General features: G+C 66.3%; 21 protein-coding genes and 1 CRISPR repeat array. Of the genes, 11 read left to right on the plus strand and 10 right to left on the minus strand.

All coding sequences use genetic code 11. The annotated features are described in order from the left end of the window. Entirely contained in the window at positions 1-1,290 is a 1,290-nt protein-coding gene (locus N825_RS15465) for an MFS transporter (RefSeq protein WP_037453450.1), read from the plus strand. On the opposite strand, the gene N825_RS36555 is transcribed toward N825_RS15465, so the two are convergent. Next, positions 1,253-2,041 (minus strand): hypothetical protein, encoded by a 789-nt coding sequence (locus N825_RS36555; protein WP_051512417.1) that lies wholly within the window; start codon positions 2,039-2,041, stop codon positions 1,253-1,255. The genes N825_RS15465 and N825_RS36555 overlap by 38 nt on opposite strands. Positions 2,042-2,193: 152 nt before the next feature. Between N825_RS36555 and N825_RS15475 the strand changes: the two genes are divergently transcribed. The 7 genes from N825_RS15475 to cas2 all read left to right on the plus strand — a co-directional run bounded on the left by N825_RS15475 (position 2,194) and on the right by cas2 (position 11,320). Further along, positions 2,194-4,476 carry a CRISPR-associated helicase/endonuclease Cas3 gene (locus tag N825_RS15475; RefSeq protein ID WP_037453453.1) on the plus strand — a complete coding sequence of 761 codons (2,283 nt, stop codon included), beginning with the start codon at positions 2,194-2,196 and terminating at the stop codon, positions 4,474-4,476. A gap of 1,184 nt (positions 4,477-5,660) precedes the next feature. Continuing rightward, complete coding sequence (cas5c, locus tag N825_RS15480) at positions 5,661-6,332, plus strand: type I-C CRISPR-associated protein Cas5c (RefSeq protein ID WP_037453456.1); 672 nt, start codon at positions 5,661-5,663, stop codon at positions 6,330-6,332. Then, the gene (cas8c, locus tag N825_RS15485) at positions 6,329-8,245 is read left to right on the plus strand and encodes a type I-C CRISPR-associated protein Cas8c/Csd1 (protein WP_198038342.1); all 1,917 of its coding nucleotides are present in this window, start codon (positions 6,329-6,331) and stop codon (positions 8,243-8,245) included. Before cas5c ends, cas8c begins: the two co-directional genes overlap by 4 nt. Before the next feature lie 114 nt (positions 8,246-8,359). After that, the gene (gene cas7c, locus N825_RS15490; RefSeq protein ID WP_037453753.1) at positions 8,360-9,307 is read left to right on the plus strand and encodes a type I-C CRISPR-associated protein Cas7/Csd2; all 948 of its coding nucleotides are present in this window, start codon (positions 8,360-8,362) and stop codon (positions 9,305-9,307) included. 38 nt (positions 9,308-9,345) lie between these two features. Next, positions 9,346-9,969, plus strand: coding sequence for a CRISPR-associated protein Cas4 (gene cas4 / locus N825_RS15495; RefSeq protein WP_037453756.1), 624 nt, complete (start codon positions 9,346-9,348; stop codon positions 9,967-9,969). Positions 9,970-9,981: 12 nt separating this feature from the next. Beyond that, entirely contained in the window at positions 9,982-11,022 is a 1,041-nt protein-coding gene (gene cas1c / locus N825_RS15500; RefSeq protein WP_037453461.1) for a type I-C CRISPR-associated endonuclease Cas1c, read from the plus strand. A gap of 7 nt (positions 11,023-11,029) precedes the next feature. Further along, a complete protein-coding gene (cas2, locus tag N825_RS15505; RefSeq protein ID WP_037453464.1) occupies positions 11,030-11,320 on the plus strand; it encodes a CRISPR-associated endonuclease Cas2 in 291 nt (96 codons plus the stop codon). A gap of 196 nt (positions 11,321-11,516) precedes the next feature. Further along, positions 11,517-12,739: direct repeats of the CRISPR family, unit length 32 nt; unit sequence GTCGCCCCCCGTGCGGGGGCGTGGATTGAAAC. 453 nt (positions 12,740-13,192) lie between these two features. On the opposite strand, the gene N825_RS15510 is transcribed toward cas2, so the two are convergent. Next, the gene (locus N825_RS15510; RefSeq protein WP_037453467.1) at positions 13,193-13,966 is read right to left on the minus strand and encodes an SOS response-associated peptidase; all 774 of its coding nucleotides are present in this window, start codon (positions 13,964-13,966) and stop codon (positions 13,193-13,195) included. Positions 13,967-14,165: 199 nt separating this feature from the next. On the opposite strand from N825_RS15510, the gene N825_RS15515 reads away from it, so the two are divergent. From N825_RS15515 to N825_RS15525, 3 genes are all read left to right on the plus strand, one after another. Beyond that, the gene (locus N825_RS15515) at positions 14,166-16,490 is read left to right on the plus strand and encodes a xanthine dehydrogenase family protein molybdopterin-binding subunit (protein WP_037453469.1); all 2,325 of its coding nucleotides are present in this window, start codon (positions 14,166-14,168) and stop codon (positions 16,488-16,490) included. 100 nt (positions 16,491-16,590) lie between these two features. Then, positions 16,591-17,379: a 3'(2'),5'-bisphosphate nucleotidase CysQ gene (gene cysQ, locus N825_RS15520; RefSeq protein ID WP_051512418.1), complete on the plus strand. Its 789-nt coding sequence runs from the start codon at positions 16,591-16,593 to the stop codon at positions 17,377-17,379. Next, on the plus strand, positions 17,376-18,185 hold the full coding sequence (locus tag N825_RS15525; protein ID WP_037453472.1) for a ferritin-like domain-containing protein: 810 nt from the start codon (positions 17,376-17,378) through the stop codon (positions 18,183-18,185). The genes cysQ and N825_RS15525 overlap by 4 nt, the downstream gene beginning before the upstream one ends. Here N825_RS15525 and N825_RS15530 read toward each other — a convergent pair. From N825_RS15530 to N825_RS15565, 8 genes are read right to left on the minus strand one after another with little or no spacing between them, the layout of a single operon-like run. Beyond that, on the minus strand, positions 18,182-19,360 hold the full coding sequence (locus N825_RS15530; protein WP_037453475.1) for a PP2C family protein-serine/threonine phosphatase: 1,179 nt from the start codon (positions 19,358-19,360) through the stop codon (positions 18,182-18,184). The genes N825_RS15525 and N825_RS15530 overlap by 4 nt on opposite strands. A 3-nt stretch (positions 19,361-19,363) precedes the next feature. Continuing rightward, the gene (locus tag N825_RS15535) at positions 19,364-20,596 is read right to left on the minus strand and encodes a fused response regulator/phosphatase (RefSeq protein ID WP_084164762.1); all 1,233 of its coding nucleotides are present in this window, start codon (positions 20,594-20,596) and stop codon (positions 19,364-19,366) included. Beyond that, the gene (locus N825_RS36560) at positions 20,593-21,315 is read right to left on the minus strand and encodes an ATP-binding protein (protein ID WP_051512419.1); all 723 of its coding nucleotides are present in this window, start codon (positions 21,313-21,315) and stop codon (positions 20,593-20,595) included. Before N825_RS36560 ends, N825_RS15535 begins: the two co-directional genes overlap by 4 nt. A gap of 23 nt (positions 21,316-21,338) precedes the next feature. Further along, positions 21,339-21,644, minus strand: coding sequence for an STAS domain-containing protein (locus tag N825_RS15545; protein ID WP_037453478.1), 306 nt, complete (start codon positions 21,642-21,644; stop codon positions 21,339-21,341). A gap of 60 nt (positions 21,645-21,704) precedes the next feature. After that, positions 21,705-22,919 (minus strand): methyl-accepting chemotaxis protein, encoded by a 1,215-nt coding sequence (locus N825_RS15550; protein ID WP_084164763.1) that lies wholly within the window; start codon positions 22,917-22,919, stop codon positions 21,705-21,707. 3 nt (positions 22,920-22,922) lie between these two features. Next, positions 22,923-23,978: a protein-glutamate methylesterase/protein-glutamine glutaminase gene (locus tag N825_RS15555; protein ID WP_281174365.1), complete on the minus strand. Its 1,056-nt coding sequence runs from the start codon at positions 23,976-23,978 to the stop codon at positions 22,923-22,925. Further along, positions 23,978-24,649 (minus strand): chemotaxis protein, encoded by a 672-nt coding sequence (locus N825_RS15560; protein ID WP_245613130.1) that lies wholly within the window; start codon positions 24,647-24,649, stop codon positions 23,978-23,980. The genes N825_RS15555 and N825_RS15560 overlap by 1 nt, the downstream gene beginning before the upstream one ends. After that, a complete protein-coding gene (locus tag N825_RS15565; RefSeq protein WP_051512421.1) occupies positions 24,646-25,554 on the minus strand; it encodes a CheR family methyltransferase in 909 nt (302 codons plus the stop codon). Before N825_RS15565 ends, N825_RS15560 begins: the two co-directional genes overlap by 4 nt. Positions 25,555-25,605: the final 51 nt, after the last annotated feature.

Here is a 25,605-nt window from a genome sequence, read left to right on the forward strand (position 1 = left end):
GTGGGCTATCTCGCCTTCATCGCCGCCCACGGGCGGATGCTCGCCTTCGGCTTCTTGCTGACGCTGTTCTCCAGCTTCGGCCAGACCTTCTTCATCTCGCTGTCCGGCGGACACATCCGCGAGGACTTCGCCCTGTCCAACGGCGAGTTCGGGCTGCTCTACTCCATCGCCACCCTGGGCAGCGCCACGGCGCTGATCTGGGCCGGCCGCTGGATCGACACCGTCGCCCTGCCCCGCTACGTCACCGCCGTCGTCCTGGCGCTGACCCTCGCCTGCGTCGGCATGGCGACGGCCGGCCATCCGGTCTTCCTGGCGCTGGCGATCTTCGGCCTGCGGCTGGCGGGACAAGGCCTGATGCCGCACACCGCCTTCACCACCATGGCCCGCCGCTTCGACACCGGACGCGGCACCGCGCTGAGCCTCGTGGCCCTGGGCCACCCGACCGGCGAGGCCCTGCTCCCCACCCTGATGGTGGCGGCGCTGGCCGTGCTGGGCTGGCGGAGCGCCTGGATCATCTGCGCCGCGGCATTGCTGGTGGTGGTGGTGCCGTCGCTGCTGGCCCTGCTCCGCGCCGACGCCCGAGCCACCGCCGCGAAAATCGCCGCCGCCACCGCCAACTCCCCGGAAACCGACCCGGCCACCTCTCCCGCCGCCATCTCCCGCCCGATCGCACCGCGTGACTGGACCCGCGCCGAGGTGCTGCGCGACCCGCGTTTCTACCTGCTGCTGCCGGCCCTGCTGGCTCCCGGCTTCATCAACACCGGCGTCTTCTTCCACCAGATCGCGCTGGTAGAGGCCAAGGGCTGGGCGCCGACCCTGTTCGCCGCATCCTTCGCGATCTACGCCGGAACCACCATCGCGACCTCGCTGACCGCCGGCCCGCTGATCGACCGCGTCGGAGCCGTCCGCCTAATGCCGGTCTACCTGCTGCCCCTGGCGGCGGCGCTCGCCGTGCTGTCCGCCACCACCAACCCCTTGGGCGCCGCCAGCTTCATGGCGCTGGCCGGCGTCACCGCCGGGATCAGCGCGATCATCACCGCCGCCGTTTGGGCCGAGCTGTACGGCACCCGCCACCTGGGAGCCATCCGCTCCCTCTCGGTCTCGATCAGCGTCCTATCCACAGCCCTGTCACCCGGCCTGTTCGGCTGGCTGATCGACCACGAAGGCAGCTTCGACGGCATCGCCGCCGGCAGCGCCGCCGGAGTGCTGGCGGCCTCGCTGCTGACGCTGGCCGCGGTGCGCCGCCACTCCCTCACCGCGCCGGGCGGCCGCAGTATTCCGCCGTCGTGAAGCGGCCGGTGATGGTGTACGGCGTGCCGGGGCGGAGGATGAACTCGCTGGCGCCGTGGGGCTTGTTCGGGTTGGCGGTGTCCGAGGCGGGAGCCCAGTCGTAGGTGTAGCCCAGCCGGGTCCACGGGAACCCCTTCTCGCTATAGGAATTGGCGTAGTTGCCGACGAACCAGGTGCGGTAATCGTCCACGTCGCTGGCCGCGTTGACCTCGCACCGGCTGTCGTCGATCTCGCGGTCCGGGCAAGGCCGCAGCATGTCCTTGGGCGACACCCACATCTCGACGAACCGCGCGTTCTGCCCCGTCGGCGGCAGCCCGAACAGCTGGAGCAGTCGATTGGAGATCGCCGTCACGTCGCGCGTCCCCAGCGCGCGGCAGAAGTCCCGCACCTGGGGCACCGCCGTGACCCACATGATGGTGCCCCAGGTCGGTGGCGCCGACTTGTCGGTCGGCAACTCCTCCGGCTGCGAGTAGAACCGCTGGAACGCGCTTTCCGACATCCACGACACCACCTTGACCCTGGCGTCGGCGGCGTCGCTCTCCCACCGCAGGAAGGCGTTGTCGCGCCGAATGGAAACCAGCCGATCGTCGATCTCGGCCGGAGTCGGCACCGCCGCGTCGGAGATCGCGTCGACATACCGCTTCGCCGGGTCCACCGGATCCAAGGTGGCGGCCACCGCGGCGCCCATGCCGAATAGCGCCAAGCCCAGCCCCAGCGCCAGCCCCCTGCGAACCCCAACGCACCTGTTCATATCCGTGCCTCCGCGCGAAAATCGGCCGGCACGGAATCGAGCCGATCCGGAGGCGTCCCCGCTACCCGGCGGACGCCTCGGGGATCGGTCTATCGCTAAAATGTATATAAAAAGTGTATTTATTACACGCGAAGGGAGTAGCCTTCCCGGCCATGGATCAGAACGAACACACCGTCTTCGCCCACTCCCCGCCAGACGGGGTGGAGGGGGAATGGGAACCCTTGGCCGAGCACCTCATCAAGGTCGGCACCCTGGCCGCCGGCTGCGCCAAGCGAATGGGCCACCCGGAAGTCGCCGAGGCTCTGGGCCTGCTCCACGACATCGGCAAGAACCACCCCGATTTCCAACGCTACATCCGGGGTAAGGGCGTCAGCGTCGATCACTCCACCGCCGGAGCGGTCTACGCCGCCAAGCACTGCGGCGCGAAGGTCGGCCGCCTGATGGCCTTCGCCATCGCCGGCCACCACGCGGGGCTCGCCAACGGTCTCGCCATGGGCGGCGGCCTCACGCCGTTGACCGAGCGGCTGAGGGACAAGCCCGTCCCCGCCCTGCCAGCCGGCGTTGAACTCCCCGCTCTACCGGCCACGTGGCAGCGGATCAGCGGGTATGGCGGCTTCAGCCGGGCGTTCCTGGTGCGGATGCTGTTCGCCTGCCTGATCGACGCCGACCGTCTGGCGACCGAAGCCTACACGGCGAAGGCGAAGGGCGAGCCCGTCGATCGCGGTTGCGCGATCCCACTGGCGACCCTCCGCGCCAGCCTGACCAGCTACTTGAGCGGCATCACCCAGAAGCTCGGCACCCCTCCCGCCCCGGTCAACGCCTTGCGGGCGCGGGTGCTGGACTCGGTCCTGGAGAAGGCGACGCTGCCACCTGGACTGTTCTCCCTCACCGTCCCGACCGGCGGCGGCAAGACGTTAGCGTCGCTGGCCTTCGCGCTCAAACACGCGGAGGTACACGCGGAGGAACATGACCTCCGCCGGGTCGTCTACGTCATCCCCTTCACCTCGATCGTGGAACAGACCGCCGGCGAATTCCGCAAAGCCTTGGCCCCGCACGACGCGGTGCTGGAGCATCACAGCAACTTCGATCCGAAGAACTTCCCAAGCAAAGGCGAGGATGACGAGGGCAAGGACGGCGTCCACAAACTGCAACTCGCGACCGAGAACTGGGACTGGCCGATCGTGGTCACGACGGCGGTCCAATTCTTCGAAAGCCTGTTCTCCAACCGGCCATCGCGGTGCCGCAAGCTCCACAACATCGCCGGCTCGGTGATCGTGCTGGACGAAGCGCAGACGCTGCCCGTCAAGTTCCTGCTGCCCTGCCTGGAAGCCATCCGGGAACTCGCCACCCATTACGGGTGCTCGATCGTGCTCTGCACCGCGACCCAACCCGCCATCCTCAAGCGTCTTCAATTCGAACAAGGTTTGGAGAACGTCCGCGAGCTGGCACCCGACCCGCTCGCCCTTTACCAGGAACTGAAGCGCGTCACCCTCACCCGGATCAAGGAACCGCAAACGGTCGACGCGCTGGCCGCCCGGCTAAGGACCGAGCCCCAAATCCTCTGCATCGTCAACAACCGCCGCCACGCCCGCGACCTGCACCGGGCGATCCAGGATCAACCCGGCGCCCGGTTGCTGACGACCTCGCTTTGCGCCGCCCACCGCCGCGCCATCCTCGCTGACATCAAGGCCGATCTCGTTGAAGGAAGGCCGGTGCGCTTGGTCGCCACCTCGCTGATCGAGGCCGGAGTCGATATCAGCTTTCCCGTTGTCCTCCGCGCGGAAGCCGGCATCGAGTCGATCGCCCAGGCCGCCGGCCGCTGCAACCGCGAGGGCGAGTTGGCGCCCGAACTCGGCAAGGTCCTGATCTTCAAGCCAGCCGACCACGAGAACCACAAACCGCCGCCCGAACTGTCGGAATTCGCCAAAACCGCCGGCCTGATCCTCGACAAGCACGACGATCCGCTCTCCCTCGCCGCCATCGAGGACTACTTCAAAGAACTATACTGGCTGCGCACAGCCCATGACGGACTGGACGCCGCCAAAATCCTCAAGAGCCTGGACGTCACCTGCAAGAGCCTGAACTTCCCGTTCGCCGACATCGCCAACGCGTTCCAAATCATCAAGGACTCGCAAGCTCCGATCATCGTCCCCTACAAGCCCGCGAAAGATGACATCGACAAGCTACTGAATGATTTGAATTACGTGAAGCGTCCCGGAGCCATCGCGCGCGCCCTCCAGCAATACATCGTCCAGGTTCCGCGTGACTCGCGCCGAAAACTGACCGCCGCGGGAGCCGTCCGGCTGATCCGATGCGAAGAATTCGGCGATCAATTCGCGGTCCTGGATAACGGGCACTTGTACGATGATATCGAAGGCTTGGATTGGGATGATCCAACCTACATGGACGCCAAAAGCCTGATTTGCGGCGGCTGACCGAAGCATCGGCGCGGAGTGCCGGGCGGACCCATGAATGGGTCCGCCCCTAACACTGTACATGATCTGCTTCGATCAACGTTTGAGGGTTTCAATCCACAACCTCTAGATGAGGTGACGATATGCACTTCTACCAGATTTTCGGCTGGATATCAAGCGTGGACAAAAGCGCTTCGATCCTGGAAATTCACCCAGCGTCGAGCCACGAGTTCCTTGCCCAAAGCTTCGCTGAAATGTTCACCGAATGCCTGTATCTGAAGCCATCGTTCCCTCAGACGTAAATTGGGCAGACATATACAATGTTTAAAAAAACCTGTTGACCTAGCTTATTGGGATATGACACTATCCGATCGTGCTCACCCGAAAGGGGTATCGGCGGTACCAGCGCCGATACCCTGGCAAGCACCACATCGCAACTCGCAGACAGATTGGAGGTTCACGGTGTGGCAGACTCGACCCAGAAGATAACATCGGCGCCAGTCCTCCGCCAGCAAAAAGCGTTGGCAGACTTCACGCCACGATTCACAACTTGATAGTCAGGTTGCCACGACCCCTTAACTTGGTCGCCGTGGCAACCTGATTATTCAACGCAAGCAAATCCCTTCGATGACCTCAACAGCGGATAGTCATACACATTGCCGCAGCGTATATTAGCTCACATCAACATCATCATTAATCACCTGATGCATTGTCCGTTTACGCGAAATATTTTTGAGTATTCATATAAACTTCCAAGTACGCATAAATACACTTTGATCCGAAGCAAGTTTGCACCATCGAAATCCCCACAGACCTAAAATCACGCCATGCTGGGATATCTTACCCGGTTGGGGCTGAAATTACACCGCACATAAGTAATACGACCGGCACTGAACAATAATCGGTTTCTAACGAACGTCCAACGGTAGGTCGGCTGCCGCTTCGGTATGAAGAAACCAATGGATGGAATTGTAACCGTAGGTCGGGTAGAGCGCAGCGGCACCCGACAATCAGGCGAGTTGGTGTCGGGTGCCGCTGCGCTCTACCCGACCTACGAGAACAACTGTTCGACCGGTCATTGTTCAGTGCCGATGGCATAAGTATAATTGTCGAGACTCAAAAATAATCATTCGCATCAGAGAGAGTTAAGAATCGCACCCCAGCCCATCGGTTCAACAGCGGGATTTCCGCTGATAGGAGGAGTCATGTCTTTCGGAGTAAAACTCCGCGTTCGCGGTCAGCGGGCCTGCTTCACGCGGCCTGAGATGAAAGTGGAGCGCGTGTCATACGATGTTATGACGCCGTCGGCGGCTCGCGGCATCCTGGAAGCCATCCATTGGAAGCCTGCGATCACTTGGATGATCGACCGCATCCATGTCTTGGCCCCGATCCGCTTCCAGTCGATCCGCCGGAACGAGGTCGGCGCCCGGGCACCCGTCTCCAACGTCCGCAAGGCCATGAAGTCCGGCGACCTCGACGGCTTGCGCCTGATCGTGGAGAACGAACGCCAGCAGCGCGCCGCGACCATCCTCCATCAAGTCGATTACATCATCGAGGCGCATTTCGACATGACGGCGAAAGCCGGCGCCTGCGACAACGCGACCAAGCATCGCGAAATCTTCATCCGCCGCGCCGCCAGTGGCCAGTGCTTTCACCAACCCTATTTCGGCACCCGCGAATTCCCGGCCGACTTCGAACTGGTGGAGGACGACTTGCCTTCCAGCACGCTCCCCCAGGATCAGCGGAACCGGGACTTGGGCTGGATGCTGCTGGACATCGACCACGCCAATGATCGCGTCCCGCTGTTCTTCCCCGCCAGTTTGAAGGACGGCGTCATGGCCGTGCCAAGCCTCAACGCGCCCGAGATCCGGTCATGAGTATGTTGGCCGCCCTCAACCTCCATTACGACCGGCTGGCGGACCGCGACGCGGCACCATCATATGGATACTCCACCGAGGGGATCGGTTTCGCCATCATCCTCCAGCCGGACGGCTCGGTATCCAGCGTGCGAGACCTGCGCGAGCCCTCCGGCAAGAAGCGCCTGCCGCTGCCGGTCGATGTCCCGCGATCCTTCAAGCGTCCCGGCGTCACGCCCCGCGCGTATTTCCTGTGGGACAACACCAAGTTCGCGCTGGGGCTCGGCAAGGACAAGACCACCGGGGAAACCGCCCGGTACCCCGCCCATTTCGCCGCGTTCCGCGAATTGCACGAACAGGCGCTGTCCGGCACCGACGAGCCGGCCCTGCTCGCCCTGTTGGCCTTCCTCCAGTCGTGGGCCCCCGAGAACTTGCCGCCCGACGTGTTCACCGATCAAGTCGTGGCCCAAGTGCTGGACCAGAACGTCGCGTTCTCATACGCGCCTGACAACGCGTCCAGCCCCGGCGTCCGCTTCCTGCACCAATCCTCCGCCGCGCGCCAGATCTGGCAAAGGCAACTCGCCGCCGCGACCGGCGCCAGCGGAACCTGCCTGATCACCGGACAACAGGCGCCGACCGTCCGCCTGCATCCCTCGATCAAGGGCGTTTGGGGCGCGCAAAGTTCCGGCGCGTCCCTGGTATCCTTCAACCTCGACGCCTTCGAATCCTACGGCAAGGAGCAAGGCGACAATTCCCCCGTCTCGGAAGCCGCCGCCTTCGGCTATGGCACCGCGCTCAACGCCCTGCTGGCGCGCGCCAGCGACAACAGGGTCCAAGTCGGCGACGCCTCCGTCGTGTTCTGGGTGGATGCCAGCCGTTGCGGCGAGGAAGCCGCCAAACTGGCGGAGGCCATCGCCGCCGAGAGGATCAATCCCCCCTTCGAAGGGAAGACCGCGGAAGACGGCGACGCCGACCACGACCCCGAGGAGGAGGCAGAGGAAGAGGAAGACGACCCCAGCGACGAGGCCGGCGACACCTACCGCCTCAAGGACTCGCTCGAGCGCATCTCCGCCGGGCGCCCCGATCGGTCGATCACCCCCGATGTCGTTCTCGGCACCCGCTTCTTCGTGCTCGGCCTATCACCCAATGTCGCCCGCGTCTCCGTCCGCTTCTGGCACGAGACGACCTTGGGCGCCTTCGTCCGCACTTTCGACCAGCACTGGCATGACATGCGGATCGAGCCCGCCGCCTGGAAGGCCCAGCCATCCGCCCAGGCGCTGCTCTTTGAGACGGCGCTCCAGCGCAAGGCGGAGAACATCCCCAAGCTGCTCGGTGGCGAGCTGATGCGCGCCATCCTCACGGGAGGCCGCTATCCCAGGCTGCTGCTGTCGGCGACGCTCCAGCGCATCCGCGCCGACGGAAAGATCAATGGCCGCCGCGCCGCGATCTGCAAGGCGTGGCTCGCCCGACATACCCGCTTTGAAAACGAACAAGCCGGAATCCCGGAACAGGAGGACAATCTCGTGAGTCTCGATCGTGACCAGACCGACCCGGCCTATCTGATGGGGCGCTTGTTCGCGGTGCTGGAAAGCGTCCAGCGCGCCGCCCTCGGCAAAGTCAACGCCAGCATCCGCGACCGCTATTTCGGCGCGGCGTCGGCCACGCCCGCCAGCGTCTTCCCGCTGCTGCTGCGTGGCGCCAACCACCATCTGTCCGTGCTGCGCAAGAAGAGCGACGCCGGCGGCCTCGCGGTCTGGTTCGAGCGCGAGATGGGCGAGATCGTCGACAAGCTGTCGATGGACCTCCCCCGCCACCTCCGGCTGGAGGACCAGGGCCGGTTCGTCGTCGGCTATTACCACCAGCGCAACGCGCGCAAGACCGACGACGACACCGCGGCGCCACCCCCGGCGGAAGACGAGGCGACCGCCGCCTGATCGCCTCCACCTGATCAACACCACCAATCCCGACCGCGCCACCAATCCCCGGCGCCGATCCGCCCCAGCCCCTTGAGCCGCGAGGCCACGCGCGCCCGCCAGAGGACCAAAGCCATGACCGCCATCCAGAACCGCTACGAATTCGTCTTCCTGTTCGACGTCACCCGCGGCAACCCCAACGGCGACCCCGATGCCGGCAACCTGCCGCGCCTCGACCCGGAGACCAACCACGGCTTGGTCACCGATGTCTGCCTCAAGCGCAAGATCCGCAACTTCGTCGGCATGTTCCACGACGCCACGCCCGGCTTGGGCATCTATGTCAAGGAAGGCTCGATCCTCAACGACACGCACCGCGAGGCCTATCGCAAGGTCCGTCCCGACGACGACAAGGTCAATACCGCCGCCAAGCTGTCGCCCAAGAACGCTCCCGAGGAAAAGGCCATCCGCGATTTCATGTGCGGCAATTTCTTCGATGTCCGCACCTTCGGTGCGGTCATGAGCACCGGCGTCAACTGCGGTCAGGTGCGCGGCCCCGTCCAGTTCAACTTCGCCCAATCGGTCGAGCCGGTGATGCCCCTGGAAATCTCGATCACCCGCATGGCCGCCACCAACGAGGCGGAAGCGAAGAAGTCGGCGGAGGGCGACGACGCGCGTCGCGACAACCGCACCATGGGGCGGAAGCACATCATCCCCTATGGCCTCTATCGCGGGCACGGCTATATCTCGGCCAAGTTGGCGGAATGGACAGGGTTCGGCGACGACGACCTGGAACTGCTGTGGTCGGCGCTGGAACAGATGTTCGACCACGACCGATCCGCCGCGCGCGGCGAGATGGGCAGCCGCAAGCTGATCGTGTTCCGCCACGACAGCGCGCTGGGCAACGCGCCGGCGCCCAAGCTGTTCGACCGCGTCAAGGTCTCCCGCCTGTTCCAGAACGAGACCTATGAACTGGGCTCGCCAGGCACCCACAACCTGCCCCCCGCGCGCGGCTTCGCCGACTACGCCGTGTCGATCGACCGCGAGGGGCTCCCCGCCGGCGTCCAGATCATCGATCGCCTGTGACCGACAAGGAGTGGACCGGAAAGGGGGAACGAACCGCCATGGAAGACACCGACCCGCTGCCCCTCTCCGCCCTCCAGCATTACCTGTTCTGCCCGCGTCAATGCGCGCTCATCCATGTCGAGCGGCAATGGGCCGAAAACCGCCTCACGGCGGAAGGGCGCGTGTTGCACGAGCGGGTGGATTTGGGCGGCAAGTCCACCCCGCGCGGGGTTCGCACCGTTCGTTCCATGCCGCTCCGCTGCCATCGTCTCGGCATCGGCGGTGTGGCCGACGTGGTCGAACTGCGCGGCCCCGGCCGCCAGCCCTACCCGGTCGAATACAAGCGCGGCAAGCCCAAGTCGCACCGCGCCGACGAGGTCCAGCTTTGCGCCCAGGCGCTCTGCCTGGAGGAGATGTTCGGCGCCACCATCCCCGAGGGTGCGCTGTTCTATGGCGAAAGCCGCCGCCGAACCGCGGTCGCCTTCGATCCTGACCTCCGGGCCTTGACCGAGCGGGTGGCGGAAGCCGCCCGCGCCATGATCTCGTCCGGCGTCACGCCTCCCCCCGACCACGCTCCCCGCAAGTGCGGCCAGTGCTCGCTGGCCGACCTGTGCCAGCCCAAGCGCCTGTCGCGGCCACCGGCGGTTGCCGACTGGCTGCTCCGCCAGCTTCAAGCCGAATGAGGGCATCCGACCATGCGCCAGCACCTCAACACCCTGTTCGTCACCAGCGAAGGCGCTTGGCTCAAGAAAGACGGCGCCAACATCGTGGTCGAGGTCGAACAGGCCGAGATCGGCCGCGTCCCGGCCCACATGATGGGCGGCGTCGTCTGCTTCGGCCGCGTCGGCATGTCGCCTCCCCTGATGGGTTTCTGCGCCGAACAGGGCATCGCGGTCTCCTTCCTCAGCGAGCATGGCCGCTTCGTCGCCCGTGTCGAGGGACCGGTAAGCGGCAACGTGCTGCTTCGCCGAAGCCAGTACCGCGCCAGCGACGACGACGCGGCTTGCGCCGTGATCGCGCGCGCTCTTGTCGCCGGCAAGGCCGCCAACCAGCGCACCGTCCTGCGCCGCGCCCTGCGCGACTACGGCGACAGCCTGGACCCCGCCAGCCAAGCCCGGCTGGACGACGCCCAGCGCCGCTTGGCGGATGTCGCGCGCCTTGTCATGGAGGCACCCGGCACCGATGCCGCGCGGGGGCACGAGGGCGATGGTGCCAGCGCCTATTTCGGCGTGTTCGATCTGCTGATCCGGGTGGAGGATCCGGCGATGCGCTTCAAGACCCGCAACCGCCGCCCGCCACTGGACGCCTGCAACGCCCTGCTGTCGTTCCTCTACGCCATCGTCGGACACGATTGCCGATCCGCGCTGGAAACCGTCGGCCTTGACCCCCAAGTCGGCTTCCTGCACCGCGACCGGCCCGGCCGGGCGGGCTTGGCGCTCGACTTGATGGAGGAGGTCCGCCCGATCCTGGCGGACAGGGTGGCGCTCAGCCTGATCAACCGCCAGCAAGTGACGGCGGCCGATTTCGAGTACAAGGAAGGCGGCGCCGTGATGCTGCGCGACGACGCGCGCAAGACCGTGCTGACCGCCTATCAGGAACGGAAGCGCGACGAGATCCTTCACCCGTTCCTGGACGAGAAGCTGACGCTCGGGCTGGTGCCGCACATCCAGGCCCGCCTGCTCGCCCGCCACCTGCGCGGCGACCTCGACGGCTACCCGCCCTTCCTGTGGAAATGAGATCCCCATGCTGATGCTGATCACCTATGATGTCCGAACCGAGGACACGGCGGGCCGCCGCCGGCTGCGGCGTGTCGCGCGGGCTTGCCTGGACTTCGGCCAGCGCGTCCAATTCTCGGTGTTCGAATGCGAGCTGGACCCGGCCCAATGGACGGCGCTCCGAGCCCGCCTGATCGGCGAGATCGACCCGGCGACCGACAGCCTCCGCTTCTACAATTTGGGCGCCAACGCCAAGTGGAGGATCGAACACGTCGGCGCGAAACCCGCGCAGGATTTCGACGCGCCGCTCATCTTCTGACAGACCTTTCCGTCCGTCGCGCGAACCCCAAGCGGTTCCAGATTCCCTGGGAGGTTCGCGCGGGTGAATTACCTTGCATTTTCAACGCATGCTGTCAAAGTTCGGCAGGCATCGCCCTTCCGAGGCTTGATTAACGCGATGGGTTCGCGCTGGACCGGGAAATCGGCGTTATTTGACAATAGAATAGACTGAAGCAGTCGCCCCCCGTGCGGGGGCGTGGATTGAAACATGAAAGTGTACTGTGTCCCCACATCGCTAGGGCGTCGCCCCCCGTGCGGGGGCGTGGATTGAAACCTGCTGATACTCAAGTGCCGCGACGAAATCCAGACGTCGCCCCCCGTGCGGGGGCGTGGATTGAAACCGGAGAAAGCCCCGGCAGCCACGAAGGCGCCGGGGTCGCCCCCCGTGCGGGGGCGTGGATTGAAACGACGGATCGATGCGCCAGTTGACGCTGATAGCCAGTCGCCCCCCGTGCGGGGGCGTGGATTGAAACCGTTGCATGGCCTCATGGACTACCAGCGCAGCCTGTCGCCCCCCGTGCGGGGGCGTGGATTGAAACTTCGCCATCTCTTCCCAATGCGTAATCCACGGGGGTCGCCCCCCGTGCGGGGGCGTGGATTGAAACTTGGTATCCGTCTGGTCCTCAATCTTACGGACCATGTCGCCCCCCGTGCGGGGGCGTGGATTGAAACGCGGGCGCGCATCGCGGCGAGATCGACTGTCTCGTCGCCCCCCGTGCGGGGGCGTGGATTGAAACTCGACCACCCCGACCTCGGCCCCGCCGAACCCCTCGTCGCCCCCCGTGCGGGGGCGTGGATTGAAACCCTCGTTATAAGCGGCCTCTTCGCGTTGAGCCTGGTCGCCCCCCGTGCGGGGGCGTGGATTGAAACGCCGGGTCGATCAGCACGGGCTCGACGTTGGACGCGTCGCCCCCCGTGCGGGGGCGTGGATTGAAACGTGAATGTCATATGCGCCGCGTACCTGATCAGCGGTCGCCCCCCGTGCGGGGGCGTGGATTGAAACCGTCACAGTCTCTGGTGGCTACGCCTATGTCGCGTCGCCCCCCGTGCGGGGGCGTGGATTGAAACCGCTCCACCGGAACGACGCGGAACCCAGCGTCTGGTCGCCCCCCGTGCGGGGGCGTGGATTGAAACTGGATCGGTCATCTGGCTTTAGACATCGCACGGTGGTCGCCCCCCGTGCGGGGGCGTGGATTGAAACTGGATGGTGACCGGGAACGTCGCGCTGGTGGTGGTCGCCCCCCGTGCGGGGGCGTGGATTGAAACCTGGCAGCGCACGCGACATAGGCGTAGTCACCCGAGTCGCCCCCCGTGCGGGGGCGTGGATTGAAACGCTGACGGGCAGGCACGCCAGCATCGCCGTAACGGTCGCCCCCCGTGCGGGGGCGTGGATTGAAACTCCGACGTCATGGGCGAATTCCTGCCCAATCTCGCGGTCGCCCCCCGTGCGAGGGAGTGGATCGTGGTCGAACGCCATCTCCAAGGGGGATGGGCAAGCGCCGCCGGGCTCGGTTCCAGCCTATCTCCTTGCAGACACACAGGAAAGTAATCCTTTACTATTTCGCGTTAGAGTGCCCCTCGCGTTTCGACGTCGGATCTTTGACAATCGAAGACCATGCCGAGGCGAATCTTCTGCTCAATGGATCCCCTGGACCAAGTCCGGGGATGACGAATTGTAGATAGAATAGGGCCGAACCACTCCTTTATCGTCATCCCCGGACTCGATCAGGGGATCCATTGAGCAGGAATGCCTTCATTCCAAGCAAAATCAGCGCCTTGGCAAACCGCCCTCGTCAAAATGATGACATTTGCTGTCGCTTCACCACGCCAAGGGGGGTGTAAGCATCGCGCCTCAGAACAAGCTCGCCTGCCGCTCCGTCTTCTTCCCAGTCTCGGCGGCCGGCGCCTCTCCCTCCCCCGGAATCGCCACCGGCTCCACCAGGGACGCGTCGTCGTTCCGCACGCTGTTCACCCGCGTACTGACGGGATAGGCCTCCAGCCAGTCCTCCGGGCAGGGGCGCAGCAGGCGTTCGGCGGCCTCCACCGACGTGGCGGGGTCGAGCCATTCCGCGTAGTCGTCCGCCGACAGGATCACCGGCATCCGGTCGTGCAGCGGTTTCAGCACGGCGTTGGCCGTTGTCGTCACGATCGTCACCGTCTCCAGCGGCTTGTCCAGCGGCTCGCCCCCCTTGGGGCCCTTCCAGGTCTCCCACAGGCCGGCCAGGGCGAAGGGCTTGTGGTCGTGGCGGCGGATGCGGAACGGCTGCTTCTTGGCGTCCTTGGGGGTGCCCTTGGGCGCGTGCTGTCGCCACTCATAGAAGCCATCGGCCACCACCAGACAGCGGCGGCGGGCGAAGGCGGTCCGGAACGAGGGCTTCTCCACCACCGATTCGGAGCGGGCGTTGATCATGCGGCTACCGATGCCGGGATCGTCGGCCCAATGGGGCACCAGCCCCCAGCGCAGCAGCGCCAGTTCGCGCCGCTTCTCCTCCTCCAGCCAGCGCACCACCGCGACATCCTGGGTCGGGGCGATGTTGTAGCGGGCCGGGAGATTCGGCAGTTCGGGAAAGCCGAACATCCGGCTCATCTCGGCGACCGGAGTCGCCAGGGTGTAGCGTCCGCACATGGTTCAAAAAAATTCCCAGACCGTTCACTCTATTGGAACATAAGGTCCAAATCGACAGCGCCAAGCATCTTTCGGAGACATGCCAGCCCCGATCACTTCCGGGGTTTGTCATACGGCGTTACGCGCATAAACTCAGTGGTCCAATCAATCACGGACAATGATCCGTCGGCACAGGACCTTCAGGGGGGTTAGAGAGAACATGGCCAAGTTTGGAATTGGACAGGCGGTGCCCCGCACCGAGGACGCCCGGCTGTTGACCGGCCGCGGGCGCTACACCGACGACATCACCTTGCCGGGACAGGCCCACGCCTATGTCCTGCGCTCTCCCCACGCCCACGCCAAGATCGTCTCGATCGATCTGGATGACGCGCGGGCGGCTCCGGGCGTGCTCGGCCTCTACACCGTCGACGACCTCGAGGCGGCCGGCATCAGCCCGATCCCCTGCAACGTCCCCCTGGTCCAGGCCAACGGACAGCCGCTGGTCATGCCGCCGCGCCCGGCGCTGGCCAAGGACCGCGTCCGCCATGTCGGCGATCCCGTCGTCTTCATCGTGGCCGAGACGCTGGACGCCGCGCGCGACGCGTCCGAGCTGGTGATGATCGACTACTCCGAGCTGCCGGCCATCGCCGACACGGTCGGAGCCTTGGACTCCAGCGCGCCGCAGGTGTGGGACCAGGCGCCCGGCAACCTCAGCTTCGTCTGGGAAAAGGGCGACAAGGCGGGCACCGAGGCCGGATTCGCCAAGGCCGCCAAGGTCGTCAGCGTCGATGTCGTCAACAACCGCATCGTGCCGAACTCGATGGAGGGCCGGGCCTGCCTCGCCTCGATCGACGACACCGACCGCTATGTCCTCTACGTCTCCAGCCAGGGCGTCCACGGGCTGCGCACCCAGTTGGCGACCCAGATCTTCAACGAGCCGGAGGAGAAGTTCCACATCCTGACCACCGATGTCGGTGGTGGGTTCGGCATGAAGATCTTCATGTATCCGGAATACGTCCTGTCGCTGTTCGCCGCGCGCAAGCTGAACCGTCCGGTCAAGTGGACGTCGGAGCGGGGCGAGGCCTTCCTCAGCGACGACCACGGCCGCGACAACGTCTCCCACGCCGATCTGGCGCTGGACGCCGACGGCAAGTTCCTGGCGATGCGGGTCTCCACGGTCGCCAACCTGGGCGCCTACCTGTCCAACTTCGGTCCCTACATCCCGACCGACGCCGGCACCGCCATGCTGGCCGGCGTCTACACCACCCCGGCGATCCACGTCCACGTCAAGGGCGTCTTCACCAACACCAACCCGGTCGACGCCTATCGCGGCGCCGGACGGCCCGAGGCCGCCTATCTGCTGGAACGCCTGGTTGATGCCGCGGCGCGCGAGCTTGGCATGCATCCGGGCGAGCTGCGCCGGCGCAACTTCATCCCGCCGGAGGCCATGCCGTACAAGACGGCGCTGGACCACGTCTATGACACCGGCGAGTTCGCCCGCAACATGGACGACGCGCTGGAGCTGTCGGACTGGGCCGGCTTCGAGGCGCGCCGGGCGGCTGCCAAGGCCAAGGGCAAGCTGCGTGGCATCGGCCTGTCCACCTATATCGAGGCGTGCTCGGGCGGCGGGCCGGAGCAGGCGACCATCCAGATGATGCCGTCGGGCAAGGTCACCGTCCTGATCGGCTCGCAGTCCAACGGCCAGGGGCACGAGACGGCCTATACCCAGATCGTCTCCGACCGCCTGGGCATCCCTGCCGAGGACATCGAGATCGTCCAGGGCGACAGCGCGCGGATCAGCTTCGGCTCCGGCACCGGTGGCTCGCGCTCGATCCCGGTCGGCGGCGCCGCCCTGTCCGACACGGCGGAGCGGGTGATCGAGAAGGCCAAGGCCAAGGCGGCGGAACTGCTGGAAGCCGCCGCGGTGGATATCGGGTTCGAGGATGGCACCTTCACCATCGTCGGCACCGACCGCAAGATGACGATCCAGGAGGTCGCCGCCGCCAGCGCGCCTTCCGACGCCGGCTTCGCCTTCGACGAGGAGGCCCGCTGGACGCCGCCAGCCGCGACGTTCCCCAACGGCTGCCACATCTGCGAGTTGGAGATCGATCCGGATACCGGCGGGATCGAGTTCATCAACTACACCGTGGTCGACGACTTCGGCAAGGTGCTCAACCCGATGATGCTGGCCGGTCAGGTCCATGGCGGCGTCGGTCAGGGCATCGGTCAGGCGGTCTACGAGGAATGCGTCTATGATCCCGATTCGGGCCAGTTGCTGACCGGCTCGTTCATGGATTACTGCATGCCGCGCGCCGCCAACATCCCGTTCGTCCAGTTCAAGCTGAACGAGGTGCCCAGCACGACCAACGCCTTGGGCATGAAGGGCGCCGGCGAGGCCGGGGCGATCGGGGCTCCGCCCGCCGTGATCAACGCGGTGGTCGACGCCCTGTCGCCCTATGGCATCCGCCACGTCGACATGCCCGCGACGCCGCAGCGGGTCTGGCGTCTGATCCAGTCCGAACAGCCCGCCCTGGCCGCCGAGTAAGCGACTGGCGAGTAACAGGCCGCCGAATAAAGACCGGCGGGGGTTCCCCAAGGGTCACGGGACGGCGTATGCTCCGTTCCTTGTGATCTTTGGGGGACTCATGGCCGATCAGAGCCTGGATCAGGGCATCGTCAAACTTCTGCCGGCCGTCCGCGGCATCGCGCGGGAGGCCGGGGAGGTCATTCTCCGGTACTACACCGATACCGTCACCGCCCATGTCAAGGCGGACGGCAGTCCGGTCACCGCCGCCGACAACGCGGCGGAGGCCGTCATCCTGCCGGCGCTGCACCACCTGACGCCCGACATCCCGGTCATCTCGGAGGAGCAGCACGCCGCCGGCAAGTCCCCACCGGGCGATCACGGCACCTATTGGCTGGTCGATCCGCTGGACGGCACCAAGGGCTTCATCGAGCACACCGGCGAATTCACCGTCAACATCGGCCTGATCAAGGACGGCGTGCCCGTGCTCGGCGTCATGTACCTGCCTGTCGATGGCGACACCTACGCCGCCGCCGGCCCCGGCACCGCCGTGTATGGCGCGCGTGCCCGCCACGACGTCCCGATCTCCTGCCGGGTGGTTCCGGCCGACGGTCTGGTCGTGCTGTCCAGCCGCCGCCACGGCGACCGCGAGCGGCTCGACAAGTTCCTGGAAGGGAAACTGGTCAAGGAGCACCGCCATTCCAGCAGCGCGCTCAAGTTCTGCCTGATCGCGCGCGGCGAGGTCGATATCTACCCCCGGTTCGGCCCGACCTGCGAATGGGACACCGCCGCCGGCCACGCTATCCTGCTGGCGGCGGGCGGCTCGATCGAGACGCCGGACGGCCAGTCCCTCGCCTATGGCAAGCCGCGGTACCTCAATGGCGAATTCATCGCTTACGGCCGCAAATGACGCTCCGCGCCGCCGCCATCACCGTCCTGACCACGGCCGACCCGGCGGAGAAGGTCCGCCTGTCCCGCCGCTTCGCCGAGGACTGGCGGAGCGGCGCGATCGCCGGGATTGGTGATGATGCCGATGGGATGGCGCCGCCGCTCCGGCCGGCGCGTCCCGACCATCCGGAGCTTCGCCTGCCGCGCGACATGCCGCCGCGCCGCAAGGCCGGCAGCGTCTCCGGGCGGATCGCCCTGGTCCACGCGCTCGCCCATATCGAGCTGAACGCCATCGACCTGTCCTGGGACATCGTCGCCCGCTTCGGCGCCGGCATGCCCAAGGCGTTCAGCGACGACTGGGTCCAGGTCGCCGACGACGAGGCCCGCCACTTCGACATGTTGTGCCGCAGGCTGGCCGAGTTCGGCAGCCACTATGGCGCCCTGCCCGCCCATGACGGTCTCTGGCAGGCCAGCGAGATCACCGCCCACGACCTCGCCGCCCGTCTCGCCATCGTGCCGCTGGTACTGGAGGCGCGCGGGCTGGACGTGACGCCGGCGATGATCCTGAACCTCCGCCGGGTCGGCGACGACGCCAGCGCCGACGCGCTCCAGATCATCCACGACGACGAGATCACCCATGTCGCCGCCGGCCGCCGCTGGTTCGAGCACGTCTGCGACAAACTGGCCGTCGAACCGATCCCGACTTGGCAAAACCTGGTTCGTACCCATTTCAAGGGAGGATTGAAGCGTCCGTTCAACGAGGAGAGCCGGACCAAGGCGGGCTTCGCCGCCGCCTTCTACGAACCTCTCGCGGACGAACAGGTTTAAGCGCGGCGGGTCAGCACCAAGGCGGTGACGTCGTCGTCGAAATTGCCCAGCGCGGCCAGGGCGCCGAGCAGGCCGGCGAGGAAGCCGGCATCCTCCTCCTGGCGCATCTGTTGCCGGACGAGGTCGAGCAGGCCCTCCTCCCCCAGGACGGTGTCCTGGCTGGTCCAAAGCTCGCTGGCGCCGTCGCTGTACAGGAACAGGCGGCCGCCCACCGGCAGGGGTAGGTCGCGGTTCTCGTAGCGGGCGGACGGCAATATGCCGACGGGGAGCCCGCTGCTGTCGCCGAACGCCGGCACCGCGTCGCCCGGCACCCAGACCATCGGGGCGGGCGCTCCGGCGGAGGCGTAATGGAAGGTATTGGTCGCGGGATCGATCACGCCGACCAGCACGGTCGCGAACTGGCCATTCCGCAGCAGCGGACAGACTCGTCCGTTCACATCACGCAGGTGGTCCGCAGGATCGAAATTGGTCAGGTCCATCTGGCGCAGGATCGCGTGCAACCGGAAGGTGTTCAGCGCCGCGCCGACGCCATGGCCTGAGAAATCCACCAGCCAGACGATCAGCCGTCCCAGCCCATCACGCCGCAAGTCCCAGAAGTCGCCGCCCAGTTCCGACGACGGCTCGAAATGGGCGGCGATGCTCAACCCGAGGTCGGCCTCCGTCTCAACCAGCCGGGACGGCGCCGGCAGCAGCCGCTCCTGCATGCTCCGCGCCAGCGCCAGCTCCCCCTGTCGGCGCCGGCGATAGCCTTGCAGGTCGCGCAGCAGCGCTTGGTTCTCCAGGTGGATGCGGACACGGGACAGCAGTTCGGTCGCGTTGATCGGCTTGGTCACGAAGTCGGTGGCGCCGACCGAGAAGGCCCGCGTCCTGTCCTCCGACCCGGACAGGCTGCTCTGGACCAGGATCGGCAGATCGCGCCGGTTGGGATCCGTCCGCACCCGGCGGCAGGTCTCGAACCCGTCCATCCGGGGCATCATCAGGTCCAGCAGGATCAGATCCGGCGCCTGCGCCTCGATCTTGGCCAGGGCGTCGATGCCGTCCTCCGCCATCTCGACATGGGGAAAGCCGCCGCGCTGAAGCACCGCCGTCAGCAGGTGGCGGTTCACCCGGTTGTCGTCCACCACCAGGATCCGGGAGTTCCTGATATTGACCGGTGCCAGGGATGATCCGGCCATGCGCTACCTCGCCCCCAACGGTTCGCGGACGTCCTTGCCCAGGAAGACCAGCGTCATGTCCTGCCCCGGCCGGTCGCCGACCGCCTCGACCAGCGCCGCGATCATGGCGTCCCGCGCGTCGTCCAGCACGGGGGCCTGCAAGGCGATGGCCGCCAGTTCGGCCAGCAAGCGCTCCGCCGAGCGGGGGCCGGTCACGGGCAGGGCCGCCAGCACGGCCTTGTTGTAGAGCATCAGCCGCGCTCCCGGCCCGAACGGCAGCGTCCGCAAGCGATAGACGCTGCCCGCCGCCTCCCCGACCGGCGCGCCATCGGCGTGCCCCAGGATGGCGTCCGGAGTGCCGCGCCGCACCAGGATCGGGCGGCGGCACGAGGCGGTGGCGTAGGTGAAGGTTCCCGCGTTCGGATCGACGACGCCGTGGATCATCGCCGCCCGCTCGCCGGAATCGAACAATCCTACGGCGCGGGCATTCGCCTCGGTCAGGAACCGCGCGGGCTGCGTCGCCAGCGTGGACAACTCATGGAGCACGGTATGCATGCGGAACGCGTTCAGGGCGGCCGACACTCCGGCGCCCGTCATGTCGAGCAGATAAAGGCCGAAGCGTTCCTCCGGCAACGGGATGACACCCCAGATATCGCCGCCCAGTTCCGACGACACGGCGCGGTGGTGCCGGATGTGGACCCCACTGTCGTGGCGGATCCGATCGAACATCGCGGCGGTCGGCAACAGGTGATCGTACATCTCGCGAGCCATGCCAAGCTCGTTCTCCAGCCGCGCGCGGTACAGTTGAAGATCCTGGATCAGCATCCTGTTCTCCAAATGGATGCGGACCCGGGCCAGCAACTCATGGCGGTCGATCGGCTTGGTGATCAGGTCGGTGGTGCCGAGCTGGAACGCCTTGTTGCGGTCCTCGGTATTGGACAGCGCGGTCTGGACCAGCACCGGCAGATCGGCGAACCGGCCATCGGCGCGCAGCCTCCGGCACACCTCGAACCCATCCAGCCCCGGCATCACGATGTCCAGGATGACAAGATCCGGCAACTCGTCATCGATCTTGCGCAGGGCGTCGAAGCCATCCACCGCGTGCTGGATGCGCCGGAACCCCGCTTGCCGGAGCATGGCGGAGATCAATGTGCGGTTGAACTCGGTGTCGTCCACGACCAGGATCAGGCAGTCGAAGATGCCGACTTGCCGGATCTCCGTCAGGCCGGGAACGCCGGGACGCGCGTCGCCGCTCATCGGGCGAACCGCATGTGGATGCGCCGGCCGTCGTCGAGCAACTGCCACGCCGCGCACAGCGTCCCGATCAAGCCGATGCCGCGCCCGCTCGCCGTGGCCGCGGCCTTGGGTTTGGGCACGAAGCCGGAACCCTGGTCGGTCACATCGATGGTGATGTCCTCGTCCCGGATCGTCACGGCCACCTGGATTCGAAGGTTGGCCAGAGCCGGATCGGCCAGTCGCTCGCTGACTTGGGCGGAAAAGGCGTTCAGCGCCGCAAGGGTCGGGTCGCGCAGGCTTGACACGGCGAGGTTGCCGTGGATCACAGCGTTGCTGACGGCTTCCTGAAGCGCCAGTTCCATGTCGTCGCGCCGCTCCCGCGATTGGGGCACCGCCCTGTCGACCGCCTCGACAACCGTGTATGCAACTGGAAGTTGATAAGCGGTGGCGGTTGTCAGCGACAGCAGCAAGGTGCAGGCCTGCGCCCGCCGCACGGTATCGGCGACGTCCGACGGGTCCAGTCCCCCAAGCTCGACGCAGGCACCGGCTCCCCGACGCACTATCTCCTGGAGGCTCTCCTGGTCCAAACCAACGGCGATCACGGCGGCGCCCCCCAGCGGAGGGTCGCCATCCCCCGGAAGACCGACGACCACCGGGCACCCGGCGCGGCCGCCGAGCGCCGCGATCTCCTCGAGCTGGCGGACGGTCACGCCGACGCCATAAAGCGCGCGCGGGCACATTGTCTGGTCGCCCGATCCGGGCGTCAGTCCTGGATGTCCACGATCTTGTCGAGCTGCGCCACCGACAGGACGCGTTTGACCTGCCCTTGCGCGCCCCGGAGCACCAGCCGCTTATCGACCTGAGCCACCTCCTCGCGGGCGACCAGGATCATCCCGAGGCCCGAACTGTCCACGAATTCCAGCCCGCCGATCATCAGGATCAGACGCTCGGCACGGCTGTGGATCATCTCCTGGATCATGGAGCGAACCTTGCCGTGATCGTTGAAAGTCAGGCGGCCGCTGATGAAAATCCGGGCTTCCAGATCACTTGTCTCGATACGGTAATCCATTTTTCAAACCGCTCCATTCATGGCAGAAAGCGCTGTCACCGCTGGTAATCCGATGGTCGCTCAGAACAATTCCACGTTGTCGTCATCGAAGCCGTCCGACATTCCCGGATCGGGCATCGCCGCGGCTGGAAAGAGGGTGTCGTGATCCAGGGCGCCATGGGCGTCCAGGGCCGTGCCCTCCATCAGCATGCGCCGGACGAAGCGCTGCCGAAGCTCGCTCAGCGTCATGCCCGACAGCAGCTTGTCGACCCACTCCTGGGGAAAATCGACCGGCGTCCCCGGCGGCAAAGCCGATTTGGTCCTTTCGCCCAGTTCGCCGAGCCCGGTTGACATCACCGTCATGCCGTCGATGACATGATCCAGGCGCTGCTTCGCCAAGTCCTGGAACTGCATCCGGGTGATGACCTGGCTGATATGCGCCGAGATCTCGGTCGAAACCCGCGCGGCGTCCTGGAGGACGCTCTGGAAGTGCTGGCTCTGCGCCACCAGGCTCATCATCGTCATGTCGATGCGGTCCTTGGCGAGCATCTGCGGCGACAAGTCGGTGTTGGCGATGTCGCGCAGGATCTCATGGCCGCGCCTGACCCCGACCACGACCGCGCCGACCTTCTCGCGCATGCGCCCAGCCAAGTCACCGGTCGCCTTGGAGAGATGACGCACCTCGTTGGCGACCACGGCGAAGGTCCGGCCGGCCTCGCCGGCGCGGCTCGCCTCGATCGTCGCGTTGAGGGCGAGGAAGTTGGTCTGCCGGTTGATGGTGTCGATGTCGGCGATGCTCTTCTCGACCTCGCCGACATCGCGGACGACATCGTCCAACACGTAGACCATCGTCATGGCCTGCTTGGACAGGTTGACGATGTTGTTGACCATCTCAACCAATATGTTCTGCATGGTCGCGACGACGCGGTCGAGCGGAATGGCCTCGCCCTCGATCGTGACCGAGTTGGCGACCGCGATGATGTCCTCGACCCGCTTGGTCTGCTCCCGCGCCGAATTCGCCAGATCGCGGAAGCGCGAGCTGATCTCCAGCGTGCTGGACTCCACGAGGTCGCTGGTCCGCCGAACCTCGATCGACAGGGCGTCCAGGCAATGGTTCTGCAACTCGGAGAAGCCAAGCCAACGCGCCAGCAACTCACCGTGGGCGGCGTCATCCCGGGCGGCGGTATCCCATGCCGAGTTCCCCGGCTCCGCGGCCTCCCCCGGGGTCAGCCCGCTCACCGGCGAAGGCGAACCAGCGCGGCCACCGGCGATGCTCCTCAACAATCCGAACGCCATCGCTCACCCCTTCCCGTGCGGTGCCACGGGAGCGGCGGCGGCGCGCAGCATCTCGGCAGGTATCTGGCCCAGTGCCATCTCGACCGCGACGCCGCCGGCGAGCTTCGCCATGCGCGGCATGCCATAGACGACGCAGCTCTGCTCGTTCTCGCCGATCGTCCAGGCCCCGGCCGCCCGCATCGCCGCCATGCCCGAAGCACCGTCGCGGCCCATGCCGGACAGGATCACCCCGACCGCGTTGGCTCCCGCGACCTCGGCGACCGAGTTGAACAGCACATCGACCGACGCGCGATGACCGCTGACCGGCGGCCCATCGACGATCTCGCAGGAATAGCCGAACGCGTCCTTCCGCACGGCCAGATGGCGGTCGCCGGGCGCGATCAGGACCTCGCCCGCCGTCACCCGCATGCCGGACTCCGCGATCTTGACGGTCAGCGCCGACTGCCGGTCGAGCCGGGCCGCGAAGCTCGGCAGGTAGAAGGCCCCCATGTGCTGCACGATCAGGATCGGAGGTGACCCTTCGGGCAGGACCTCCAGGATGTCACGGATGCGCTCCACCCCACCGGTCGAGGCCCCTAGCGCGATCAGGCGGCTGGTGGCACCCCGCGGAACCGGCTTCGCCTTGGCCGGCTTGGCGCGGGGCGGTCCCAGACGGACATTGGCCGCGACCTTCAGCTTGCCGATCAACTCGTCCCGGAAGTCGACGAACCGCTCGCCCTCGGCGCCGTTGGGCTTGGCGACGCAATCGATCGCTCCCAGTTCGAGCGCCCGGACGGTGGCGTCCGCCCCCTCGCGGGTCAACGTCGAGACCATGACCACCGGCATCGGCCGCAGGGTCATGATCTTCTCCAGGAAGGTCAGACCGTCCATCCGCGGCATCTCGACGTCCAGCGTGAGGACATCGGGATTGGCGCGCTTGATCATCTCGCGCGCCTCGAATGGATCGGCCGCGTGCCCGACGACCTCGAAGCCCGGCTCGGCGGCGAGCGCCTCCGTCAGCATCCGGCGCATCAACGCGCTATCGTCCACGATCGCGACCCGGATCGGCTTGCCCATCATCAATCCCCGAACAACTCGATATCGCCTTCGACCGGCTTGTTTCGCAGGTCGGACATGAACCTCATCTCGCCGCGGATGGTGTCCTCGACCGCCTCCTGACGCAGCAGGCGGCGCATCACCTTGCCGGTGGCGGGAAAATAGTGGATGCGGCGCGCCAGCATGCCGCCCAGGTCCTGCGCCACCAGGCCAAGCCCCTCGGCCGCGATGAAGGCCAGCACGAACTCGGCGTTGCGGCGCCCGATCGGGTTGCTGCTGGCGATCACCTTGGCTCCCCCGAACACCTTGACCTCGAGCCGGTCCCGCCGACCGCCCCGCCGCAGGATCTCGTTGATCAAGCGCTCCATGGCGACGCCGCCATAGCGGGCGGCGGCCGATCCCCCGTCGCTTCCGCCCGGCGCCTCGGGAAGCAGGAAGTGGTTCATGCCGCCCAGCCCCAGCACGGGATCGCGGATGCACGCCGAGATGCACGACCCGAGCGTCGTCACCAGCATCTCGTCGGGACGCTGGCTGATCTTGTGATCGCCCAGCAGAACCTTGACAGCGCGGGCCTGGAACGCCGGATGGAAGTAGCCCTCGTTCGGCTCCCCCGGATCGTGCTCCAGCACGGCTTGGCCCTTCAACCGCGGGCTGGGTACCGTCGAACTGGAGAGACGCCTCGCGACATGCTTCACGGCGCCACCTGATAGCTGGTCGGCCCCACCTGCCGAAATTGATCCGAGACGCCGTAGAGACTCTCCGAGTGACCGAGGTACAGATGACCGTCCTCACCCAGCAGTTGATGAAACTTGCCTATGACCTCGGACCTACCATACCTGTCGAAGTAGATCAGCACGTTGCGGCAGAAGATCACATCGAATGGACCGCGCATCGGCCACTCCTCGAGCAGATTGAGCGGCTTGAAGGTGATCATCCGGCGCAGGCTGTCCCCCATCACCAGCATCGAGCGCGAGCCTTGCCGCTGTTCCGTGGTGTGCTTCGCCTTGATGGACGGTGGAATGGCGCTGGCCGCGTCGGCGGGGTAGATGCCGCGCCGCGCGGTGTCCACCATGTGGGTATCGATGTCGGTGGCGAGGATGCGCGCGTCCCACCGGGTGATGTCGGGAAGCGTCGTCGCCACCGTCATCGCGATGGTGTACGGCTCCTCGCCCGAGGAACAGCCGGCCGACCAGATGCGGAGCCGCGGCTTGCCCTCACCGGCCCGTCGTCGCTGGATTTGGGGCAACACCTCCGCGGCGAGGTGCTCGAAGTGATGCGGTTCGCGGTAGAAGCGGGTGAGGTTGGTCGTCAGCGCGTTGACCAGCAGGCTGATCTCGCTGGTTCCGGCCTCGCTCGACAGGAAGGCGCAATAGGCGTCGAAGTCCGCCATGCCCAGATCCCGAAGCCGCCGGGCCAGCCGGGAATATACCATCTCAACCTTGTGGGTCGCCAAGTGGATGCCGGTCAGACGCTGGAGCAGCGCCGCGATCTGGTCGAAATGCGTCCGGGTGAAGTGGAACTCCCGCTCGCCGGTCGACCGGGACAGTGTTCGTTCCCGGCCGCGTCCAGCCGGCGCGCTCCTTTTGCCCACTTCGGTCATCCCACCCCTCCCGCCAGGGAGCCCCCGCGCATGTCAGCGAATGTCATGAAA

It is taken from the genome of Skermanella stibiiresistens SB22 (assembly GCF_000576635.1).
GTDB classification, from domain to species: Bacteria; Pseudomonadota; Alphaproteobacteria; order Azospirillales; family Azospirillaceae; genus Skermanella; species Skermanella stibiiresistens.